The sequence below is a fragment of the Pseudomonas sp. RT6P73 genome (genome assembly GCF_054897715.1).
The window spans coordinates 81,108-96,091 of record NZ_JBUBUV010000003.1 but is presented as its reverse complement, the minus strand read 5'-3'; the positions used below and the strand labels follow the sequence as shown (position 1 = coordinate 96,091).

Sequence of the window (14,984 nt, the reverse complement as noted above, 5' to 3'; positions counted from 1 at the left end):
CGAATTTCATCCGCTTTCTGATTTGCCGCTGCCGTCTGAACGTCGTTGATTCGGTAGATCTTGTTGCCACGATCATCCTTGCCGACTTCGTCACGAACCTGGATCGCATGGCCCAGCAGTATGGCTTCAACGAGTTGGTGCGCCGGGTAGCGATCGGTACCCCACGTTACGTTGCCAGTGGTGTGATCGGCGGCGCCGATCTTGGCCATGTACTTGCCCAGAGACGGCTGGTACGAAACCCTGCAGGCCACGCGGCCAAGCAAATGCCTGACAAACTCTTCCACGTCTAAGTCGGGTACCCAGGTGGACCCGAGTTGCACCCGAATGTCCACGGGTTCGATGTCCGCTGGTTGAACGGCTCGCAACGCCTCGACGTTTTCGATAAAACGCGGATTGAGCTCAGCTGCGACAACTGCTGCTTTCAGCTTGTCCTTCACATTGCCAGAGAGATATTGGTCGGCTGTTTCCCAGCGCTGCAGTAACGGGTTTTGGTAGATCAGCCCCTTCAGGTCGGCAATGAGCTCGTCCTCAGGTTTGCCGGAAAGCCTCATCATCCTCGACAGGTCGATCCGTCCGGACTGATTCATAGAGACAACCAGGGCGTCCTTGGCCGTTTCAACCTGGGTGACTTCTACGCGAGGGCTCATCACTCGTCTGGAGAAGATCGCCGCTTTTTTCGCCGAAGGCGCGCGGGGATCTACGCCGTGTTTCTTCGCCGTTTCAGCCGACACACCCTTGTCGTAGTCGCTCTCCAGGGCGTGGATCAGTGGATATTCAGGATCTTCACTCATCGCCAGACGGTTGGCCTGGGCACTGACGTGACCGAACTTGCGCAGGAACAGGTCGTAAGCCTGGTTCAGCGCCTGGCGTTTGCTGGCCAGCTCGAAGTCAGTTGAAGAGTCCGACTGCTCTCCTTGCATCAGATCACGCAAGGCTTCACGTATCTGGATCATGCCCTTGACGCGTTCGCCGGCACGTTCATTCTTTGGCTCGATGACGACGTAGTCGTGGTCTGCCAGCAAGTCGGGCAAGCGACGGGCGATACGCCCATCTGGAATAAGGAAAAACGAACCGACCTTTAGCGCACTAGGTAGCACCAGGGCTGGCTTTTCCGGAGCATCAGAGTTAACGCGTTCGCCTGGATTTCGGGCGGGGGTATATCCGTTCACCGGTAGCACGGATAGCCGCTCGGCGATCGCCAGGGCCAGGTTCTGACCTGGCTCTGCCACAAGCTCTGCAGTTTCACGGTGCATGTTGCGAGCGAGCACCATCGTGCCGGCCATCTGCTGCGGGTTCTCGATGAAGTACTGGTTGAGGGTGATTGGCGAACCTGTCTCACGGTCACGTATTTCACCGACATTCACCCAGCCCTTATCCGTTTCTTCGCCGGCGGCCGCCTTGCGGAAGAACACGATATCGGTGGTAACTTCGGTGAGCGCGTTGCGTTTGAACGCATTGTTTGGCAGGCGGATAGCCCCGAGAAAATGGGCTTTGTCGGCGATATACGACCGGGCGGAAGAGTTGTTAGCATCAAGGAAATAGCGACTTACAACCTGGGCCATCACGCCGCCTTCGCGGAGTTTGTCGAGTGACTTGGCGAGGAAGTAGTTGTGGATCGAGAATCCACTGATATCGCGGTGATGCGGGTCGTAGAGTGACTGACTGCCAAACGGCGGGTTGCCTATGACCGCATCAAAGTAACCTGCTGGAATCACAACGTCCTGAAGGCCCTTGTTGATGTAGGTGGCTTCGGGATAGAGCTGCTTGCCGATGTCCGCTGTGAGAGGGTCGAGCTCGACGGCGGTGAACTTCGATTTTTCACGCAACGCTGTGGGGATCAAACCTATGAAGTTGCCGGTGCCGGCGGCTGGCTCAAAGATCTTGCCGCCGTCGAAGCCCATCTGCTGGAGGCCTTGATAAATGCCCCCAATGATCACCTCGGAGGTGTAATGGGCATCCTGGGTCGAGCGTCGGGCGCGCTCGAACTCGTCCTGGGTAAGCAGTTCAGACAACTGGCGATATTCCACTTGCCAGTCGTTGTTCTGGTGGTCAAAGGCCTGCGGGAGGCCACCCCAACCGACATAGCGCACGAGCGTGGCTTGTTCGAGCGGCGTCGCCGATCGGGATTCAGACGCGAGCTGTTTGAGGAGCTCGATTGCAGCGATGTTGTCCTTGAATTTGGCTTTTGCACCACCGTCGCCGAGGTTGTCGTCTGCGCTGATGGTGTAGTTGCGCGGTGCTACAGCTCTGTATTGATCTCGTTCTGCGCGAGGATCTCGTGAGCCGCGCTGCCCGCCTGCAGCAATTCGAACGCTTGATCGAGCACGTTCTGTTCGATCGTCTGTTGCTCCAGCAAGCGGCCGAGCAAGATCACTTCTCCCTCCGCTTCCAGGGCTACCAGCCGATCCGGAGTGTTGAACGCCCAACGGTCGAGGATCTTCCAGCCCTGCAGGCTGTACGAGGGAGAACTCCGGACTGCTTGAAGCGTTTCCGCTTTCAAGATTTTCGAGGCGATTTCCAGCGGTTGTTGTTGTCCGATCAGCATGGGTGACTCCTTGGTCGTCATCGTGGTCCATCTCGGCTTCGAGAACCTGGATGGTTTCTAATGTTTTGTTGAAGGTGAAATCGAACGAGAACTGGTCAAGGTTCTCACTGGGTTGTCGACGTCGTGCCACTGCCTACGCTCCTACATGGTTTGTATTGTAGGCAGTATACAAAATACTTCCCAACAAACCAGCCCGCGCGCATGCGAGCCCTGTAGTTACTAGGTCAGGTGCCGCGCTTAGATGGCCTTAGGAAGTAGTAACGCCAAGCCAGAAGCCCGAAAATCCCCAGATTAATCACTCCGAATCGCAGCCAGTTCGCGCTGGATGGGTGGGTTGGTACGTTAAAGCCGGCGAACAAGAACAAAGCGCTGAGCGACAATGCAAAGATGGCCAGCAGCAGGATCCCTAGGTGCTTCTTCATTGGTCAGAACCTCCTTCATGCGCGCTCGCTAAATAATCCACCCCACCGGTTTTCAGCATTACCAGGCCGTGACGCTCAAAAGCACCAATCAGTGCCAGGAGTGTCAATTTTTGGGGCTCCACCTTCCCTGACTCGAAATTCTTGATTGTCCGCAGAGCGGCTTTGCTCTCGCGGGCAAGATCCGGCTGACTCCAGCCCAGTAGTGCCCTGGCTGCTTTGCACTGATTGTTTTTCATGCTGATCTCTAAATGCCCTTGAGGTGCATCATTGCCCTAAAAGGGCATCTTGTAAAGTGGTCACGGGAGTTTTTCTTCATCTGCGCTCGCGACCTTCTCTTGAACCATGCTCAAGGTGTAGTGAGTGTTGAAATGCGCCATGAGGCGTTCACACAACTCTGGGCTCTCACAGCGGAATAGGACGATCGCCCCATCCAGATCCATGGCTCGCTCCAGATACTGGGACGCGGTGTCGTACAAGTTCTCTGATTCGCGAATCGTCGCGCGCGCAAGACCTTCTCGGCCTGTTACGTCGATCGTGCGGTCGATGGAACGCTCGACGGCTGGCGTCAATCGAGGGTTGCCCTCACTGTCATAAAGCAAAATGGCAATGATGAAAGGCACCGTTCGACCGTCTATTGTCGTTGCGTGATAGGCCGGAACAGCCTCTAGTTGCGGGAATTCCATTTTAGTGTCCCCCAGGTTTTTCGCTGATGGTGATGTAGCGCGATTTCTGTCCCTCGTGAAGCCCAATACTGCTGAGTGCCGCCACAGTCATTGCTCGCTGCTTGAGCCAGGCGTCGACTCGTTGCTTTGCAGTTTCTGCGGCAACTGCCACGAGCTGCCCGTTCTCAGTAAAAAACACCGGCATGCGGAACGATCGGCTGCCGTCGACAGCAATATCGACCTCAAACCAGCGCTCCTCACCTTGCTCGATCTCATAGAAAGTCACCTGCATACCCTGCACGAGTCGCCGGGTAGTGCCGCTCGGATCGGTTTGCTCTGTCTGCTTTTTCTCACAGCCAGTGACGCCGAGAGCAATCAGGATCGCGACCACAGGCAACCACAAGCGCGTTTTGGGCTTCATCATTGGCTACCTCACTTCCGCGGCTCGAATTCAAACTCGACCTTGCCGGCCGCGACATCAAGTACCAGGTACGCTGAGAACGCACGCTTAGGTGGCTTCGTCTTCTGGAACCCTTTCAACAAAGCGGTTTTTCTCTGAGTCAACAGCGACTCTGCTTCGTCTACCTGGATCTTTCGGCTGGCGATCTCTTTGCGAATTTGGAGACAGCCGGCGGTGGTGCAGGCGTACACCCCTGCCCTGTTCTCGAAAGTGCCCTGACACTTTGGACATGGGGCCGCTAGCGCTGTAATCGGTCCCTCCTGCAGCGGCGCGGCGCGCTGCTCAAAGATGAACTCCACCTTGCTCAACTCGACATTGAGTTTCAGTTTCGCCGAGAACTTCGACTTGGGCGTTTTGCTGGAACTGAAACCCGTCAGCAGCGCCGTCTCCTTGCCTTGAAGAAGGGTATCAATTTCCGCCGGCTTGAGCGTCCGTCCAGCGACTTCCAGCCACAACTTGAAATCGCATGATTTGCAGAAAATCGTCCGGCGATCTTCATCCAAACTAGCCTGACAGCGCGGGCACGGAGCCTTCGTACTGCTGGGCTTGACCGGCAGTTGCATCTCAGCTGTTGCAGCGAGCTGCACGATCGACCGTACAAACTCGACTGTCTGAGCCATGAACTTGTCCAGGCTAACTTCGCCGGTCGATACCTGGTCGAGCATCGACTTGAAAACGCCGGCTTGCGCGGGATCTTTGACTTCGAGCGGCAAAGCATCGATGACCGCCCTTGTTTGATCCGAAGTCCTGAGCTTGCGGCTTCCGGGCTTGAGCGGAATGATCACCTGGCGATCTTTCATCTCCTGAATCATCGGGGCTCGTGTTGCGGTGGTGCCGATGCCGTCACCTTCTTTAAGTCGCGCACGCGCCACGGGATCGCTTACGTACTTATGTACGTTCTTCATGGCGGCGATCAGCATCTTGTCGTCGAAATACGGCGGCGGTGTGGTTTTTGCGGTCTTCGCCTCGCAACCATTGCAATGCGCGGAGTCTCCTTCTGCCATGGCAGGTAGTACCTGCTTGTCGTCGTCCTCTGCGTCGTCCGAAGGCTCTGCATCATCTGCAACGGTGAACACGTCTTTCCAACCCGGCTTAACTGGCGTGCTACCTGACGCAGCGAAAACCTCGCCTTCGACTGACACCTCGATACTCGTTTTCAGGTACTGATAGGGACCTGCGAACTGCGCCAAGTAGGACCGAACAATCAAGTCGTAGACGTTTCGCTCGACTTCCGTCCACTGGCTTGGCGTAACCGGATTCTCCGGTATGGTCGGCACGATACCGTGGTGCGGGGTCGGCTCTCCTTTCGAGTTCACCATCTTCTTGTCGTCGAAGGCACCGGACTTGCGCGAAGGGTCGATTTTGTCGCGCAGGTGAGTCAGGTCCGGACGGATACCGAGCACGCTTTCAATGACTTCTGGTGCGCCCTGGTGTTGGGCTTCAGACAGGTAACGCACATCTGATCGAGGATAGGTCGCAACTTTGTAGGCTTCGTAGAGTTGTTGCGCAGCCTCCATGACCTGGGCGCCGGTGTAGCCGAATTGCGAAAACGCCTCCATCTGCAGTTCGTCCATTGCCAATGGCAATGGCGGCTGCTGGTCTTTCGGTTCAACCTGGTAGAGCTCAACCCGGGCGGGCTTATCTTTCACGCGTTCAGCGATGCCCTTTGCTCGATCCGCGTCGACCAAACGACCATCGACGATTCCCTCCTGCCCTTCGGCAGGTTTCCAGCGCGCGGCGAAAAGGCCATTGGCATGCTGGATCTGAGCTTTGAGTTTGAAAAACGTCTGCGGCACAAAGCCTTCAATCTTGCGCTCCTGCTCACGCATGATGAATTGCAGAGGCGTTTGAACGCTGCCAACGGGCAGTGTTGAGTCGTAACCGAGCTCACGACCTCGCAGTGTCATTGCTCTCGTCGCGTTGAGGCCAAGCAACCAGTCGTAACGACCCCGAGCAAGAGCCCATCGGTGCCATCCCTGGAACATTTCCTCGTTGTTGTCGCGGAGATTGGCCAGAGCGTGCTCTACCTTCGAGCGGTTGTAGTCGTTGATCAGAACGCGCTGTATGGGATTGGTAGTACGGAAGACATCGACGCCATGGAACTGCAGCGCCTCATCAACCAGCAACTGCCCTTCCTGATCGGGGTCGCCGACGTGATAGATCACGTCGCAGACCTTTAGGAACTCTTTGAGTTTCGCCAGGGTTGGACGTCTCGCATCCTTGGGGATCAATACCCATTGCTGGGGAATGATTGGCAGATCCTGGCTGCGCCAGACCTTATTTCCCTTCGCGGTTTTCGGAAGGTCTTCGGGAAGGTAATGATCCGGCTTCGCTTGCTCATAGGCGTGGCCAGTCAGCCATACGCAGTGGTAGTTGCCACGAATTATGTGCGTTCTCGCCTCCTCATCATTGCGGCCAGGCAACACATTCAGCACGGCCTCGATGAGTGATTTCTTCTCTCCGACCAGGAGAACCTTTTGATCATTCGCCATGAATTCCTCTCGTTGCGGCGGGGCAATGCTGCCCCATGGGTGCATGTATGTATGGGTTGGTTGCTTGCGGATATTCTGTAGAATATATACCATACAAAATAATTAAGCACCCAATGCACCCGATGCAGAGAGGATCAGTGATGGTAGAAATGCCCCCCGCGTTGCCCCCGGTAGCGGCCTGCGAAATCCAGGCAGCACGGGATTATTCCGTACCGCTCACTGCACTCCTTGCTCGACGACAAGCTGTCGTGGAGCGGGTAATCCGCCGGACTGCTGAGCCATCAAGGAAGAAGGCCAACGGGGTTTACCCCATTGGCCTGCGTTGGGTGCAACAACTTGAAGTTCAGTTCGGGACATCACCTGGTGCGCTCGCAAGCGATCAATGCTGGGGAGCCCGTGCGACTGCTTACATCCTGCGCTTCAGCCAGGAGCAGGACTTTGACCGATCACAGGTCGAGGCTACCGATCCCTTCACCAACATCCCGACGATCCGTGTGCAGTATCTAGATCGCTCGAATGCCAAGCCGTTGAGTTTTTGAGGTGAGCCTATGAGTGGTCAGAGCGAAATCAAACGCGACGACAGCGGAATGTTAAATATTGCGCTGGTAGGCATTGTCATCGGCGTGTGCGTTGCCGTCTGGTACATGGAACACACCTATTTCGCGTATCAGGGCTTGAAGTGGGCTTGGTATCAGCTAGCTGTATTCGATTGGCCCTTCATGCCTGAGTTCATCCGCCATTGGCGGCAAGAGGCTGCGATTCTGGCTGGTCAGCCATCGTTCGTGACTTTCGAGCAACTTTTCGCGGTGCTGAACAAAACAGGCTACTTCTTTATCGTGATTCCGTTGCTGATGACACTGCGCGGAATCAAGCTAGCGACGACCCATCCTGCTTACAAAACGCGCCGGAAAATCACGGCAGAGACCCTGCCATGGATCATGTCCAACCACTCACCTGGTGTGATCCCGTCGCTGTACTACGGCGATCTGCTCAACACTGATCCGGAAGAACATAAATCCTCGATCAACCCTGAAGAATGGGTCGAGGCCAAGGGACTGCTCGTCAACGGTCAGCTCGACCGCGATCGAATCAGGTCGATGTTGATTCTGGATCTGGGCAAACCAATAACCTCGTTGGATCAGTTGAAACCCCACGAAAAAGCCCTCTTTGCAGTGTTCGGCGCGCGACTGCTCTCCAACGGCAAAGATCTGAAAAAAGCTCAAGACCTTCTCGATGCGCTGAACCGGTCATGCCACACACATACGTTCGAGGGAAAGAAGGGCTACCCCGATCTCTCTTTAGCGGACAAGGCCTTCAAAAAATATTCAGCTCATCCAGAAGCTGACGACTGGCTGAAAAAGCATAGCTATCCCCGGTCCATGCTGCATGCCATGCACGCGAAAGCCATGCTGAGCGGAAAGCTCCCCTCCTCCCACTTCCATTGGCTCAAAGGCATGGATCGTGGGCTCTGGTACGCCCTGAATACTACTGGCCGGAAAGGGCCATTCCTTGAGTCATGTGCGGTGTTCACCCAAACGCTCTGGGAAGAGTACGCCTTCGATACAGGCTACCGGCTTGTTGAACCCTATATCGATGACGCCATAGACGGCATCGAAAAATACCTGATCAAGATCGGCCTGTTGGCCCCGAAAGCTACCGAGGAATGACCTGTGAAAAGCAACGATAACGTGCGTGTGGTTGAGCATTCGATGCTCGTTCATTTCGGTAGCACCGGTGAGAGCCAGACGATCTCGACGATCGATCTGGCGACCCAAGGTGTTAGTTTCTGTCTGCAGAAGGGTGAAAAAGCGATCACCGTGCAACGACATGGTTCTGACGTAGTACAGACCATCGAATCTTTCGGCACGGAACAACTGGCGAGCGCCGGCTTCGCCCATCTGCAACATCAGCTCAATCGGTATGCAAAAAAGCGTCGGTTGACGGCCTGGTACAAAGGCGCAATCAAATGGGTGCTGAGCCCACTACTGGCGTTCATCCTTGTCGTATCGCTAAACGCCGCGGTTACAGCGGCAGTCGCTCCTGGTGCTGTACCGGCTGGCCTGCCACTGGTAGCGGTTCAGCATTCAGATCTTTCGCCGCTTTCGCCGGAACTGGCAGTAGCGAGTATGGCGAGCGAACGGCGGGCTGCAGAGTCATTGCCTAAGCCGGCAAAACCTCGTCCGGACAGCAAGCTTCTGGCGAATGCGCTGCGAGATGGCGTGGCTGCGAACAAATACAGCATCCAGCTATCGAGTGGTCCCAAGGGCGATCTCTATGTCTTTTCTGACCCTCTCTGCCCGTACTGCCAACGCCTGGAAACTCAACTGGAAAAGTTGACCGATGACTACACGATCCATTTGTTTCCGGTATCCGTGATCGGCGGCGACGACTCGATAAAGCAGCTTGGCCCAATGCTTTGCAGTGAGGCTAATACACGCGCGGGCCTCTGGAAACAAGCCATCAGCAGCACCCGCGAAAAGCATCCAGCTTCGTGTGAGCAAGCATCTGAGGTGCTCGCAGCAAATAACGAATTTTTCCGGGCGATGCTGTTCGAGGGAACGCCTGTCATCATCAACTCGCAGGGACGTGAGTTCCCGTCAAATCAACGAGCGACCGCCGAAAACATCACGCAATGGATCGCTACGTCGGCGGGAGCAAATCGTTAATGGTCAAGCCCTGCAACGTCTTCACCGTGCGGATCCAGGACGGCTCTCGTCATGGCTAAGTTCATACGGTTCAACGACGCCTTCCTTGAGAAACTTCGAGACCAAATCAGTCTTCCGGAACTGATCAATCGCGAAATTAAACTGAAGCGCTCGGGCCGCAGTTTCACCGCGCTGTGCCCGTTCCACGACGAAAAGCGTGGTTCGTTCACGGTCAGCTCGGAGCGCAATACGTATCGCTGCTACGGATGCCCTGCCAAGGGTGACGCGATCCAGTGGATGCGTAAGCGGTTTCACCTGAGCTTCTACGATGCCGTCGTGAAGCTCGCGGAAGAATACCGTGTTGAACTCCCGGCCGCTGAGGTCGACGGGACCGATGATAAGGAGAAACGTCAGCGGTTGGGCCGTTACTACCAAGTGCTCAAAGAAGCTGCCCGCATCTATCAAAGCGGATTGGCGAAAAGTCCTAGAGCGCGGTCGTACCTGCACGATTCGCGTGGACTCAAAGAAGAGACGATCCAAGAATTCGGGCTTGGCGTGGTGACCAAGGGCGTCATCGGTCTGCTGTCTAAATCGGGTGAGGAAGTTTTGATCGGCGCCGGCCTGGCTGCCCGCAACGACACCGAAATTTATGACCGATTTCGTCAGCGAATTATGTTTCCCATTCACAACGAAAGCGGAAACCTCATCGGCTTCGCCGGCAGAACCCTGTTGGCGAACCCGGACAAGGCACCGAAGTACCTCAACAGCCCGGAAACAGAAATCTTCCACAAGGGCAAAGAGTTGTATGGCTTATTCCAGGCCAAGGCAGCAATTCGTAAAGCGGGCTTAGCGATCGCTGTTGAGGGTTACATCGACGTTATCAGTGCGCACCAGGAGGGCGATAAACGAGTTGTCGCTCCGATGGGTACCGCAATCACAAAAGATCAGATCCGCCGGTTGTTCGTCCATACGGATCGAATCGTGTTCGCTTTCGATGGGGATCGTGCTGGTCGACGCGCAGCGCTGTCTGCTTCCGTTGTTTTGCTCGAAGAAATCAAAGACGGGCAATCCGCGCAATTTCTGTTCCTGCCAGAAGGCGAAGACCCCGACACGTTTATCCGCACGCACGGGCTTGCCGGCTGGGAAGCTGCGCTCGCTGCAGCACGCCCATTGAGCACGTTCCTTTGCGATTACGTCGCGCACAGGCTTGATCGTTCTGTTCCGGAGCAACAAGTCACCGCTGCCAATAAAGCGAAAGCGATCCTGGCCAGGACAACCAAGGCGCTGATGTTCCGTCATGCGATGCGCCTGAAGTTTGAAGACCTGGTCGGCGTACCTTTGAGTTGAGGGGATAACGATGGCACTCGACAGCAGACACGAAATTGACCAGTCGCAGCTAACCCGCGACACCAGGTCGCCTTGGCAACGCTCGATGGTCTGGCTTTACCGGCCAGCAAACTTCCGAACCTTCCTGATTGCCTTCGCGGGATTGCAACTGTTCGTTCCCGCGCTTTGGCCGGTATGGATCGTTGTCTTGTTGATCATGCTCATGTCCTTCCAGGACCAAGAGTTCAACATGCCGCTTCGCCTTCCGAAGGATGTGGGTGGTCTCGATACCACCGATTTCTACGAAGAGCTTGTTGAGAAGAACACTCTCTGGGGTCTGATCCGCAAATCCAAAACAGTCCGTCGTTACCTCGCGGCAGGCGGAATTCTCTATTTGGGTTTCTTCCGTACCGAAGATAAAGAAGAGCAAGGTCGCGAGCTCTGGTTGAACAACTCGGACGCACGCACGCACCTGTTCCTCGGGGGTACCACCGGTTCCGGAAAAAGTGAAACCCTGATGGGAATCGGCTACAACGCCCTCTGCTGGGCCAGCGGATTTTGCTACGGGGACGGAAAGGCCGATTCTAACCTTGCATTCTGCTTGTGGTCTTTGACACGCCGCAGGGGCCGTGAAGACGATTTCCTGGCACTCAATTATCTGACTGGCGGAATGGACCCCTTCAAGGTCATGGTGGACCGCGAGGAGGGTCGTTTCGCCGGCAAAGCATTCTTGTCTCAGTCCAACTCCATGAATCCGTTTTTTGATGGATCGGCCGACTTTCTGCTGCAGTTGATGGCTTCTTTGCAGCCTAAGGCCGGTGGTGATGGTGCTGGGTGGCAAGACAAAGCACTCAACATGATTGACGCTGAGATCCGCACGCTTTGCTACAAGCGGGCGAAGGGTGAACTCGATATTTCCATCGCAGTGATCCGTAACTACATGGCCCTGCAGAACCTAGTGAAGTTCTACATCGAAGGTCTTGAGGGAAAGATCCCCGAACTCGCCTTCCTCCCCATCAAAGCGTATTTCGAAACCGGCCTACCCGGGTTCAATCCAAGCCTTGCAAATGACCCATCTCAGTGGGATCCCGAGGTATTCAACCAGCACGGGTATTTGACCGGCCAATTCGCGCGGACGCTCGGCATGATGATGGACACCTACGGATTCATCTTCGAGGACAAGTACCCCGAGATCGACATGCTCGATGTGCTCCTCAACAACCGAATCCTTGTCGTCATGATCCCGTCCCTCGAGAAGTCAGCATCGGAAGCGGCGGCGCTCGGCAAGCTGTACATCTCGTCGATTCGACTGATGATGGCGCAGAACCTTGGCTATCGCTTAGAGGGCACAAAGGCAGAAGTACTGGATGCAAAAGCAACAAACTCGCCGAATCCTTACGTAATCATCAGCGATGAGCTGGCTTACTACTTCGCTGCCGGCATCGCGGTGATGTTTGCACAGGCTCGATCACTCGGATTCATGATGGTCGCAGCTGTTCAGGACATCCAGGGCCTGAAACGAGGCGAAGCGAGCGAAGAATCCGCGTCGATGATCGCTAACACGAAAGTCAAATGGACATTGGCGCTGGAAGACCCGGAAGACACCTACGAACTCATCAAAAAGGCCGGGGGCGACGCTTACTACAGCGTGCTTACAGGGCATGAATCAACACAAGGCATGCTCTCTTCTTCCTACGACAATAATCGTACCGCGACGATCGAAAAACGCGATCGGGTCAGTCTTCGCGAGTTGAAAGGGTTGGACTCTGGCCAAGGGCTCGTGATCTTCAAAGACGCGGTTATTCCGAGCGCTTCGTTCTATATCCCGGACGACGAAAAGAAAACGGCGAAGCTGTCGGCACGTATCAACCGCTTCCTGCAGATCGAACGCCCCGTTTATGCCCGCCTTCCTCGTTCGGCCGTGAAGCTGGACGAGCATGACGTTACCTCTGCGGACTACATCTTCGCCCAACTCCGGCGCTCAGAAAAACCGTACTACCCGAACCTGGTCGACCCGATTCTCGACCACGTGATAGCCGCCGCTGAACAGATGAACGACATCCGTCGTTTCGAGGTGAATCCGATCGAGCGCGGCATCGTGCTGTTCGAAGCCGCACGTCGTGGATTGAAGGCCGCGGAAGAAGCAGGCCTGACCGGATACATGCACGAACCTCGTCACGACGACCCATACGAATTGACGCCGGAAGAGGATGAAGAAGACATCCCCGAATCCGCCTACGACACTGATGAATAAGGAATAAACATGTCCAAGATTTTGATTGGAAACGACTTCTGGGAAGAGCGCAGAGGTAACAAGCTCCCGGTCTACTGGCAGGAAAGCCAAGTGTCGAATCACCACGTCGGTGTGGCTGGCACGTCGGGTTCCGGTAAAACCCACTGGATCCGCGAGTTTGTCACCGGCATGCCTGATGACGTTGAGATCGATATTTTCGATTACCACGGCGATATCGAAATCCCGGGAGCGTCCACCGTGATGTTCAGCGAGGCGACCCGCTACGGCTTCAACCCGTTGGTCCTCAACACTGACCAGCACTACGGCGGCGTGCGGCGCTCCGTCAACGATGTGATCGAAGCGATCAACAGCACTTCTCGACAACTGGGCGGCAACCAAGAAGGTGTGCTCCGTCACTTATTGACAGACACCTACATGCTCAAGGGCATTTTTTCTAACAACCCTCGGTCCTGGGTGAAGCGTGAAGCGTCCGAGGCCGAAATTCGCGACATGATCGAGAAGAAAAACTGGTCCGGGCTGCGCGACGTGTACCCATCACTCGACGATGTGATCCAGTTTGCCAGACGCAAGCTGAAGGCGCTTTGGATGGGTGTTGAAGATAAAGAAACTGGACGTAATGCCCTGGGCGCTTTCGATGACTACTGCAAGGCGCAGGGCGCACTGAATCTACTCCGGACGAAGATGAATCGTTCGGGTGGGGGCAACGACGAAGAGCTGGAAAAGATGGAAAAACGCATGGAGACCTCGAAGGCAAAGTCCATCGAGAGCTTCACGACGTTCGTCAACAGCATGGACACCGGCCGTGAGTTTGAAGAAGCAATCAAATACAACAGCAAAGATGTGCTGCTGAGCGTTATCACGCGCTTGGAAAACCTGAGCTCCACGGGCATTTTCAATCCTAATCCGCCGCCCTTCGGTAATGCCAGGATCCGGCGTTACATCCTCAAGCCCCTGGCCCAATCCGAAGATGAGCTGAAGATGTTCGTCCGTTTCCGCATGCGCGCAATCATTCGCGAAATGATGCAGCGCGGCGAATCCGGCGGCCGCTTGCGGCGGATGATCGTTCTCGACGAATCAAAAAAATTCAACAGCGAAGACGGCAGCAACCCGATCAACGTCATCGTCAATGAAATGCGCAAGTTCGGTCTGGCCATCTTGTTGGCCGGACAGTCGCCCGCGCACTTCTCACAAGACTTCATCAAAAACGCCGGCACCCTGTTGTTGTTGAATCTGTCCACTTCGGACTGGAAGGAAGCCGCCTCCAAATTGCGCATTGAAGAAAAAGACCTGAAGTACTTCAAACCACAGCAGACCGGGGCGGTACGCATGCTTGAAAAAGGACAACAAGCGGCATTTCGTCAAGTCAGTTTTCAGCAAAAGGAGTCTCGTGTATGAGCCATTCCGTGCAGTGCTTTCGCTACGATCGTTGGTCGGCTGTACCAGCAATGGAATTGCTAGAAGGTGATCTGATTGTTCACGCCGAGCAGCTGATCCATGTGACGGCCGCCCCGTACCTGAAAGATGGGAAAGCGCACATCCCGGGCGAGGTAAGAGAACCAGGCCCCATTCAAATCGATTTTTCCAGCGGCTACCTTGCCAGAGTCATGGACCTGGTGGGCTCCGGCCTGCAGGAGTTCGAAGACGGTACGGCGCTCATCACCGATTTCGATCTGGCACCTGGTTTTGTGTTCTCACCCCGCCTGGCAAAAGCGGATCTGGAGGCGTTCTGTGAACGCCACATTGATCAATACCGCGCGTTCTACGAAGCCAACCGGGTGTCGATCGACGAATGTATCAACGTGCACCTGGTGCCGTGGTGGATCGATGCAGCAAAGGGTTCATCGAAATGAATCCGATTGCGGAGATCCTGGGTGTCGGTAAACACCTGTGCGGCCCGACGAGTTTGCTCTCACTGGCAGATGTCGTCGACAGGGTTGCCGAGTGGCCTCAAGGCGTCACTGCGGTGACGCAGGAGCCTGATGGCGAGCTCTTGTACTGGGATGCCCCCGTCGACGATGTAAGGCAAGCACGCGCTCGTGCCGGCGCCGGAAGCATGCTCCGCGAGCTCGGCATCAAGCACCAGATTCATTCGGCCTACCTGAACCTTAATAACCCCGTTCTGGCCCACGATTGGCAGGTGCGCGTCGTCGTGCCGCCGATCGTGGTGCAATGATTGAT

The 14,984-nt window shown here is 55.5% G+C and carries 15 protein-coding genes; 8 read left to right on the top strand and 7 right to left on the bottom strand.

Annotation, left to right across the window (positions count from 1 at the left end; genetic code table 11):
* From ACYZT6_RS31540 to ACYZT6_RS31510, 7 genes are all read right to left on the bottom strand, one after another.
* On the bottom strand, positions 1-2,090 hold a 2,090-nt coding region (locus ACYZT6_RS31540), incomplete at its 3' end, for an Eco57I restriction-modification methylase domain-containing protein (protein WP_462030129.1).
* A gap of 149 nt (positions 2,091-2,239) precedes the next feature.
* Positions 2,240-2,545, bottom strand: coding sequence for a hypothetical protein (locus ACYZT6_RS31535; protein ID WP_462030128.1), 306 nt, complete (start codon positions 2,543-2,545; stop codon positions 2,240-2,242).
* A 224-nt stretch (positions 2,546-2,769) separates the two neighbouring features.
* Positions 2,770-2,967: a hypothetical protein gene (locus ACYZT6_RS31530; protein ID WP_462030127.1), complete on the bottom strand. Its 198-nt coding sequence runs from the start codon at positions 2,965-2,967 to the stop codon at positions 2,770-2,772.
* Positions 2,964-3,203, bottom strand: a complete 240-nt coding sequence (locus tag ACYZT6_RS31525; RefSeq protein WP_307402592.1) for a helix-turn-helix transcriptional regulator — start codon at positions 3,201-3,203, stop codon at positions 2,964-2,966. Before ACYZT6_RS31525 ends, ACYZT6_RS31530 begins: the two co-directional genes overlap by 4 nt.
* 60 nt (positions 3,204-3,263) lie before the next feature.
* Positions 3,264-3,650 carry a hypothetical protein gene (locus tag ACYZT6_RS31520; protein WP_462030126.1) on the bottom strand — a complete coding sequence of 129 codons (387 nt, stop codon included), beginning with the start codon at positions 3,648-3,650 and terminating at the stop codon, positions 3,264-3,266.
* A gap of 1 nt (position 3,651) precedes the next feature.
* Positions 3,652-4,053, bottom strand: a complete 402-nt coding sequence (locus ACYZT6_RS31515; protein WP_462030125.1) for a hypothetical protein — start codon at positions 4,051-4,053, stop codon at positions 3,652-3,654.
* A gap of 8 nt (positions 4,054-4,061) precedes the next feature.
* The gene (locus ACYZT6_RS31510; RefSeq protein WP_462030124.1) at positions 4,062-6,581 is read right to left on the bottom strand and encodes a type IA DNA topoisomerase; all 2,520 of its coding nucleotides are present in this window, start codon (positions 6,579-6,581) and stop codon (positions 4,062-4,064) included.
* Between the two features lie 140 nt (positions 6,582-6,721).
* On the opposite strand from ACYZT6_RS31510, the gene ACYZT6_RS31505 reads away from it, so the two are divergent.
* From ACYZT6_RS31505 to ACYZT6_RS31470, 8 genes are read left to right on the top strand one after another with little or no spacing between them, the layout of a single operon-like run.
* Positions 6,722-7,120, top strand: a complete 399-nt coding sequence (locus tag ACYZT6_RS31505) for a lytic transglycosylase (RefSeq protein WP_462030123.1) — start codon at positions 6,722-6,724, stop codon at positions 7,118-7,120.
* Between the two features lie 9 nt (positions 7,121-7,129).
* Positions 7,130-8,248 carry a secretion/conjugation apparatus DotM-related subunit gene (locus ACYZT6_RS31500; RefSeq protein ID WP_462030122.1) on the top strand — a complete coding sequence of 373 codons (1,119 nt, stop codon included), beginning with the start codon at positions 7,130-7,132 and terminating at the stop codon, positions 8,246-8,248.
* Positions 8,249-8,251: 3 nt separating this feature from the next.
* Positions 8,252-9,247: a DsbC family protein gene (locus ACYZT6_RS31495; RefSeq protein ID WP_462030121.1), complete on the top strand. Its 996-nt coding sequence runs from the start codon at positions 8,252-8,254 to the stop codon at positions 9,245-9,247.
* A gap of 51 nt (positions 9,248-9,298) precedes the next feature.
* A complete protein-coding gene (gene dnaG / locus ACYZT6_RS31490; RefSeq protein WP_462030120.1) occupies positions 9,299-10,573 on the top strand; it encodes a DNA primase in 1,275 nt (424 codons plus the stop codon).
* A 10-nt stretch (positions 10,574-10,583) separates the two neighbouring features.
* On the top strand, positions 10,584-12,806 hold the full coding sequence (locus tag ACYZT6_RS31485) for a TraM recognition domain-containing protein (RefSeq protein ID WP_462030119.1): 2,223 nt from the start codon (positions 10,584-10,586) through the stop codon (positions 12,804-12,806).
* 9 nt (positions 12,807-12,815) lie between these two features.
* On the top strand, positions 12,816-14,201 hold the full coding sequence (locus ACYZT6_RS31480; RefSeq protein WP_462030118.1) for an ATP-binding protein: 1,386 nt from the start codon (positions 12,816-12,818) through the stop codon (positions 14,199-14,201).
* Complete coding sequence (locus ACYZT6_RS31475) at positions 14,198-14,656, top strand: hypothetical protein (protein ID WP_462030117.1); 459 nt, start codon at positions 14,198-14,200, stop codon at positions 14,654-14,656. Before ACYZT6_RS31480 ends, ACYZT6_RS31475 begins: the two co-directional genes overlap by 4 nt.
* The gene (locus ACYZT6_RS31470) at positions 14,653-14,979 is read left to right on the top strand and encodes a hypothetical protein (RefSeq protein ID WP_462030116.1); all 327 of its coding nucleotides are present in this window, start codon (positions 14,653-14,655) and stop codon (positions 14,977-14,979) included. Before ACYZT6_RS31475 ends, ACYZT6_RS31470 begins: the two co-directional genes overlap by 4 nt.
* The last annotated feature ends 5 nt before the right edge of the window (positions 14,980-14,984 follow it).

Coding starts and splice junctions, on each gene's coding strand:
- dnaG (WP_462030120.1), top strand. CDS start 9,299: ATGGCTAAGTTCATACGGTTCAACGACGCCTTCCTTGAGAAACTTCGA.
- ACYZT6_RS31480 (WP_462030118.1), top strand. CDS start 12,816: ATGTCCAAGATTTTGATTGGAAACGACTTCTGGGAAGAGCGCAGAGGT.
- ACYZT6_RS31505 (WP_462030123.1), top strand. CDS start 6,722: ATGGTAGAAATGCCCCCCGCGTTGCCCCCGGTAGCGGCCTGCGAAATC.
- ACYZT6_RS31515 (WP_462030125.1), bottom strand. CDS start 4,053: ATGATGAAGCCCAAAACGCGCTTGTGGTTGCCTGTGGTCGCGATCCTG.
- ACYZT6_RS31485 (WP_462030119.1), top strand. CDS start 10,584: ATGGCACTCGACAGCAGACACGAAATTGACCAGTCGCAGCTAACCCGC.
- ACYZT6_RS31530 (WP_462030127.1), bottom strand. CDS start 2,967: ATGAAGAAGCACCTAGGGATCCTGCTGCTGGCCATCTTTGCATTGTCG.
- ACYZT6_RS31470 (WP_462030116.1), top strand. CDS start 14,653: ATGAATCCGATTGCGGAGATCCTGGGTGTCGGTAAACACCTGTGCGGC.
- ACYZT6_RS31520 (WP_462030126.1), bottom strand. CDS start 3,650: ATGGAATTCCCGCAACTAGAGGCTGTTCCGGCCTATCACGCAACGACA.
- ACYZT6_RS31525 (WP_307402592.1), bottom strand. CDS start 3,203: ATGAAAAACAATCAGTGCAAAGCAGCCAGGGCACTACTGGGCTGGAGT.
- ACYZT6_RS31500 (WP_462030122.1), top strand. CDS start 7,130: ATGAGTGGTCAGAGCGAAATCAAACGCGACGACAGCGGAATGTTAAAT.
- ACYZT6_RS31475 (WP_462030117.1), top strand. CDS start 14,198: ATGAGCCATTCCGTGCAGTGCTTTCGCTACGATCGTTGGTCGGCTGTA.
- ACYZT6_RS31535 (WP_462030128.1), bottom strand. CDS start 2,545: ATGCTGATCGGACAACAACAACCGCTGGAAATCGCCTCGAAAATCTTG.
- ACYZT6_RS31510 (WP_462030124.1), bottom strand. CDS start 6,581: ATGGCGAATGATCAAAAGGTTCTCCTGGTCGGAGAGAAGAAATCACTC.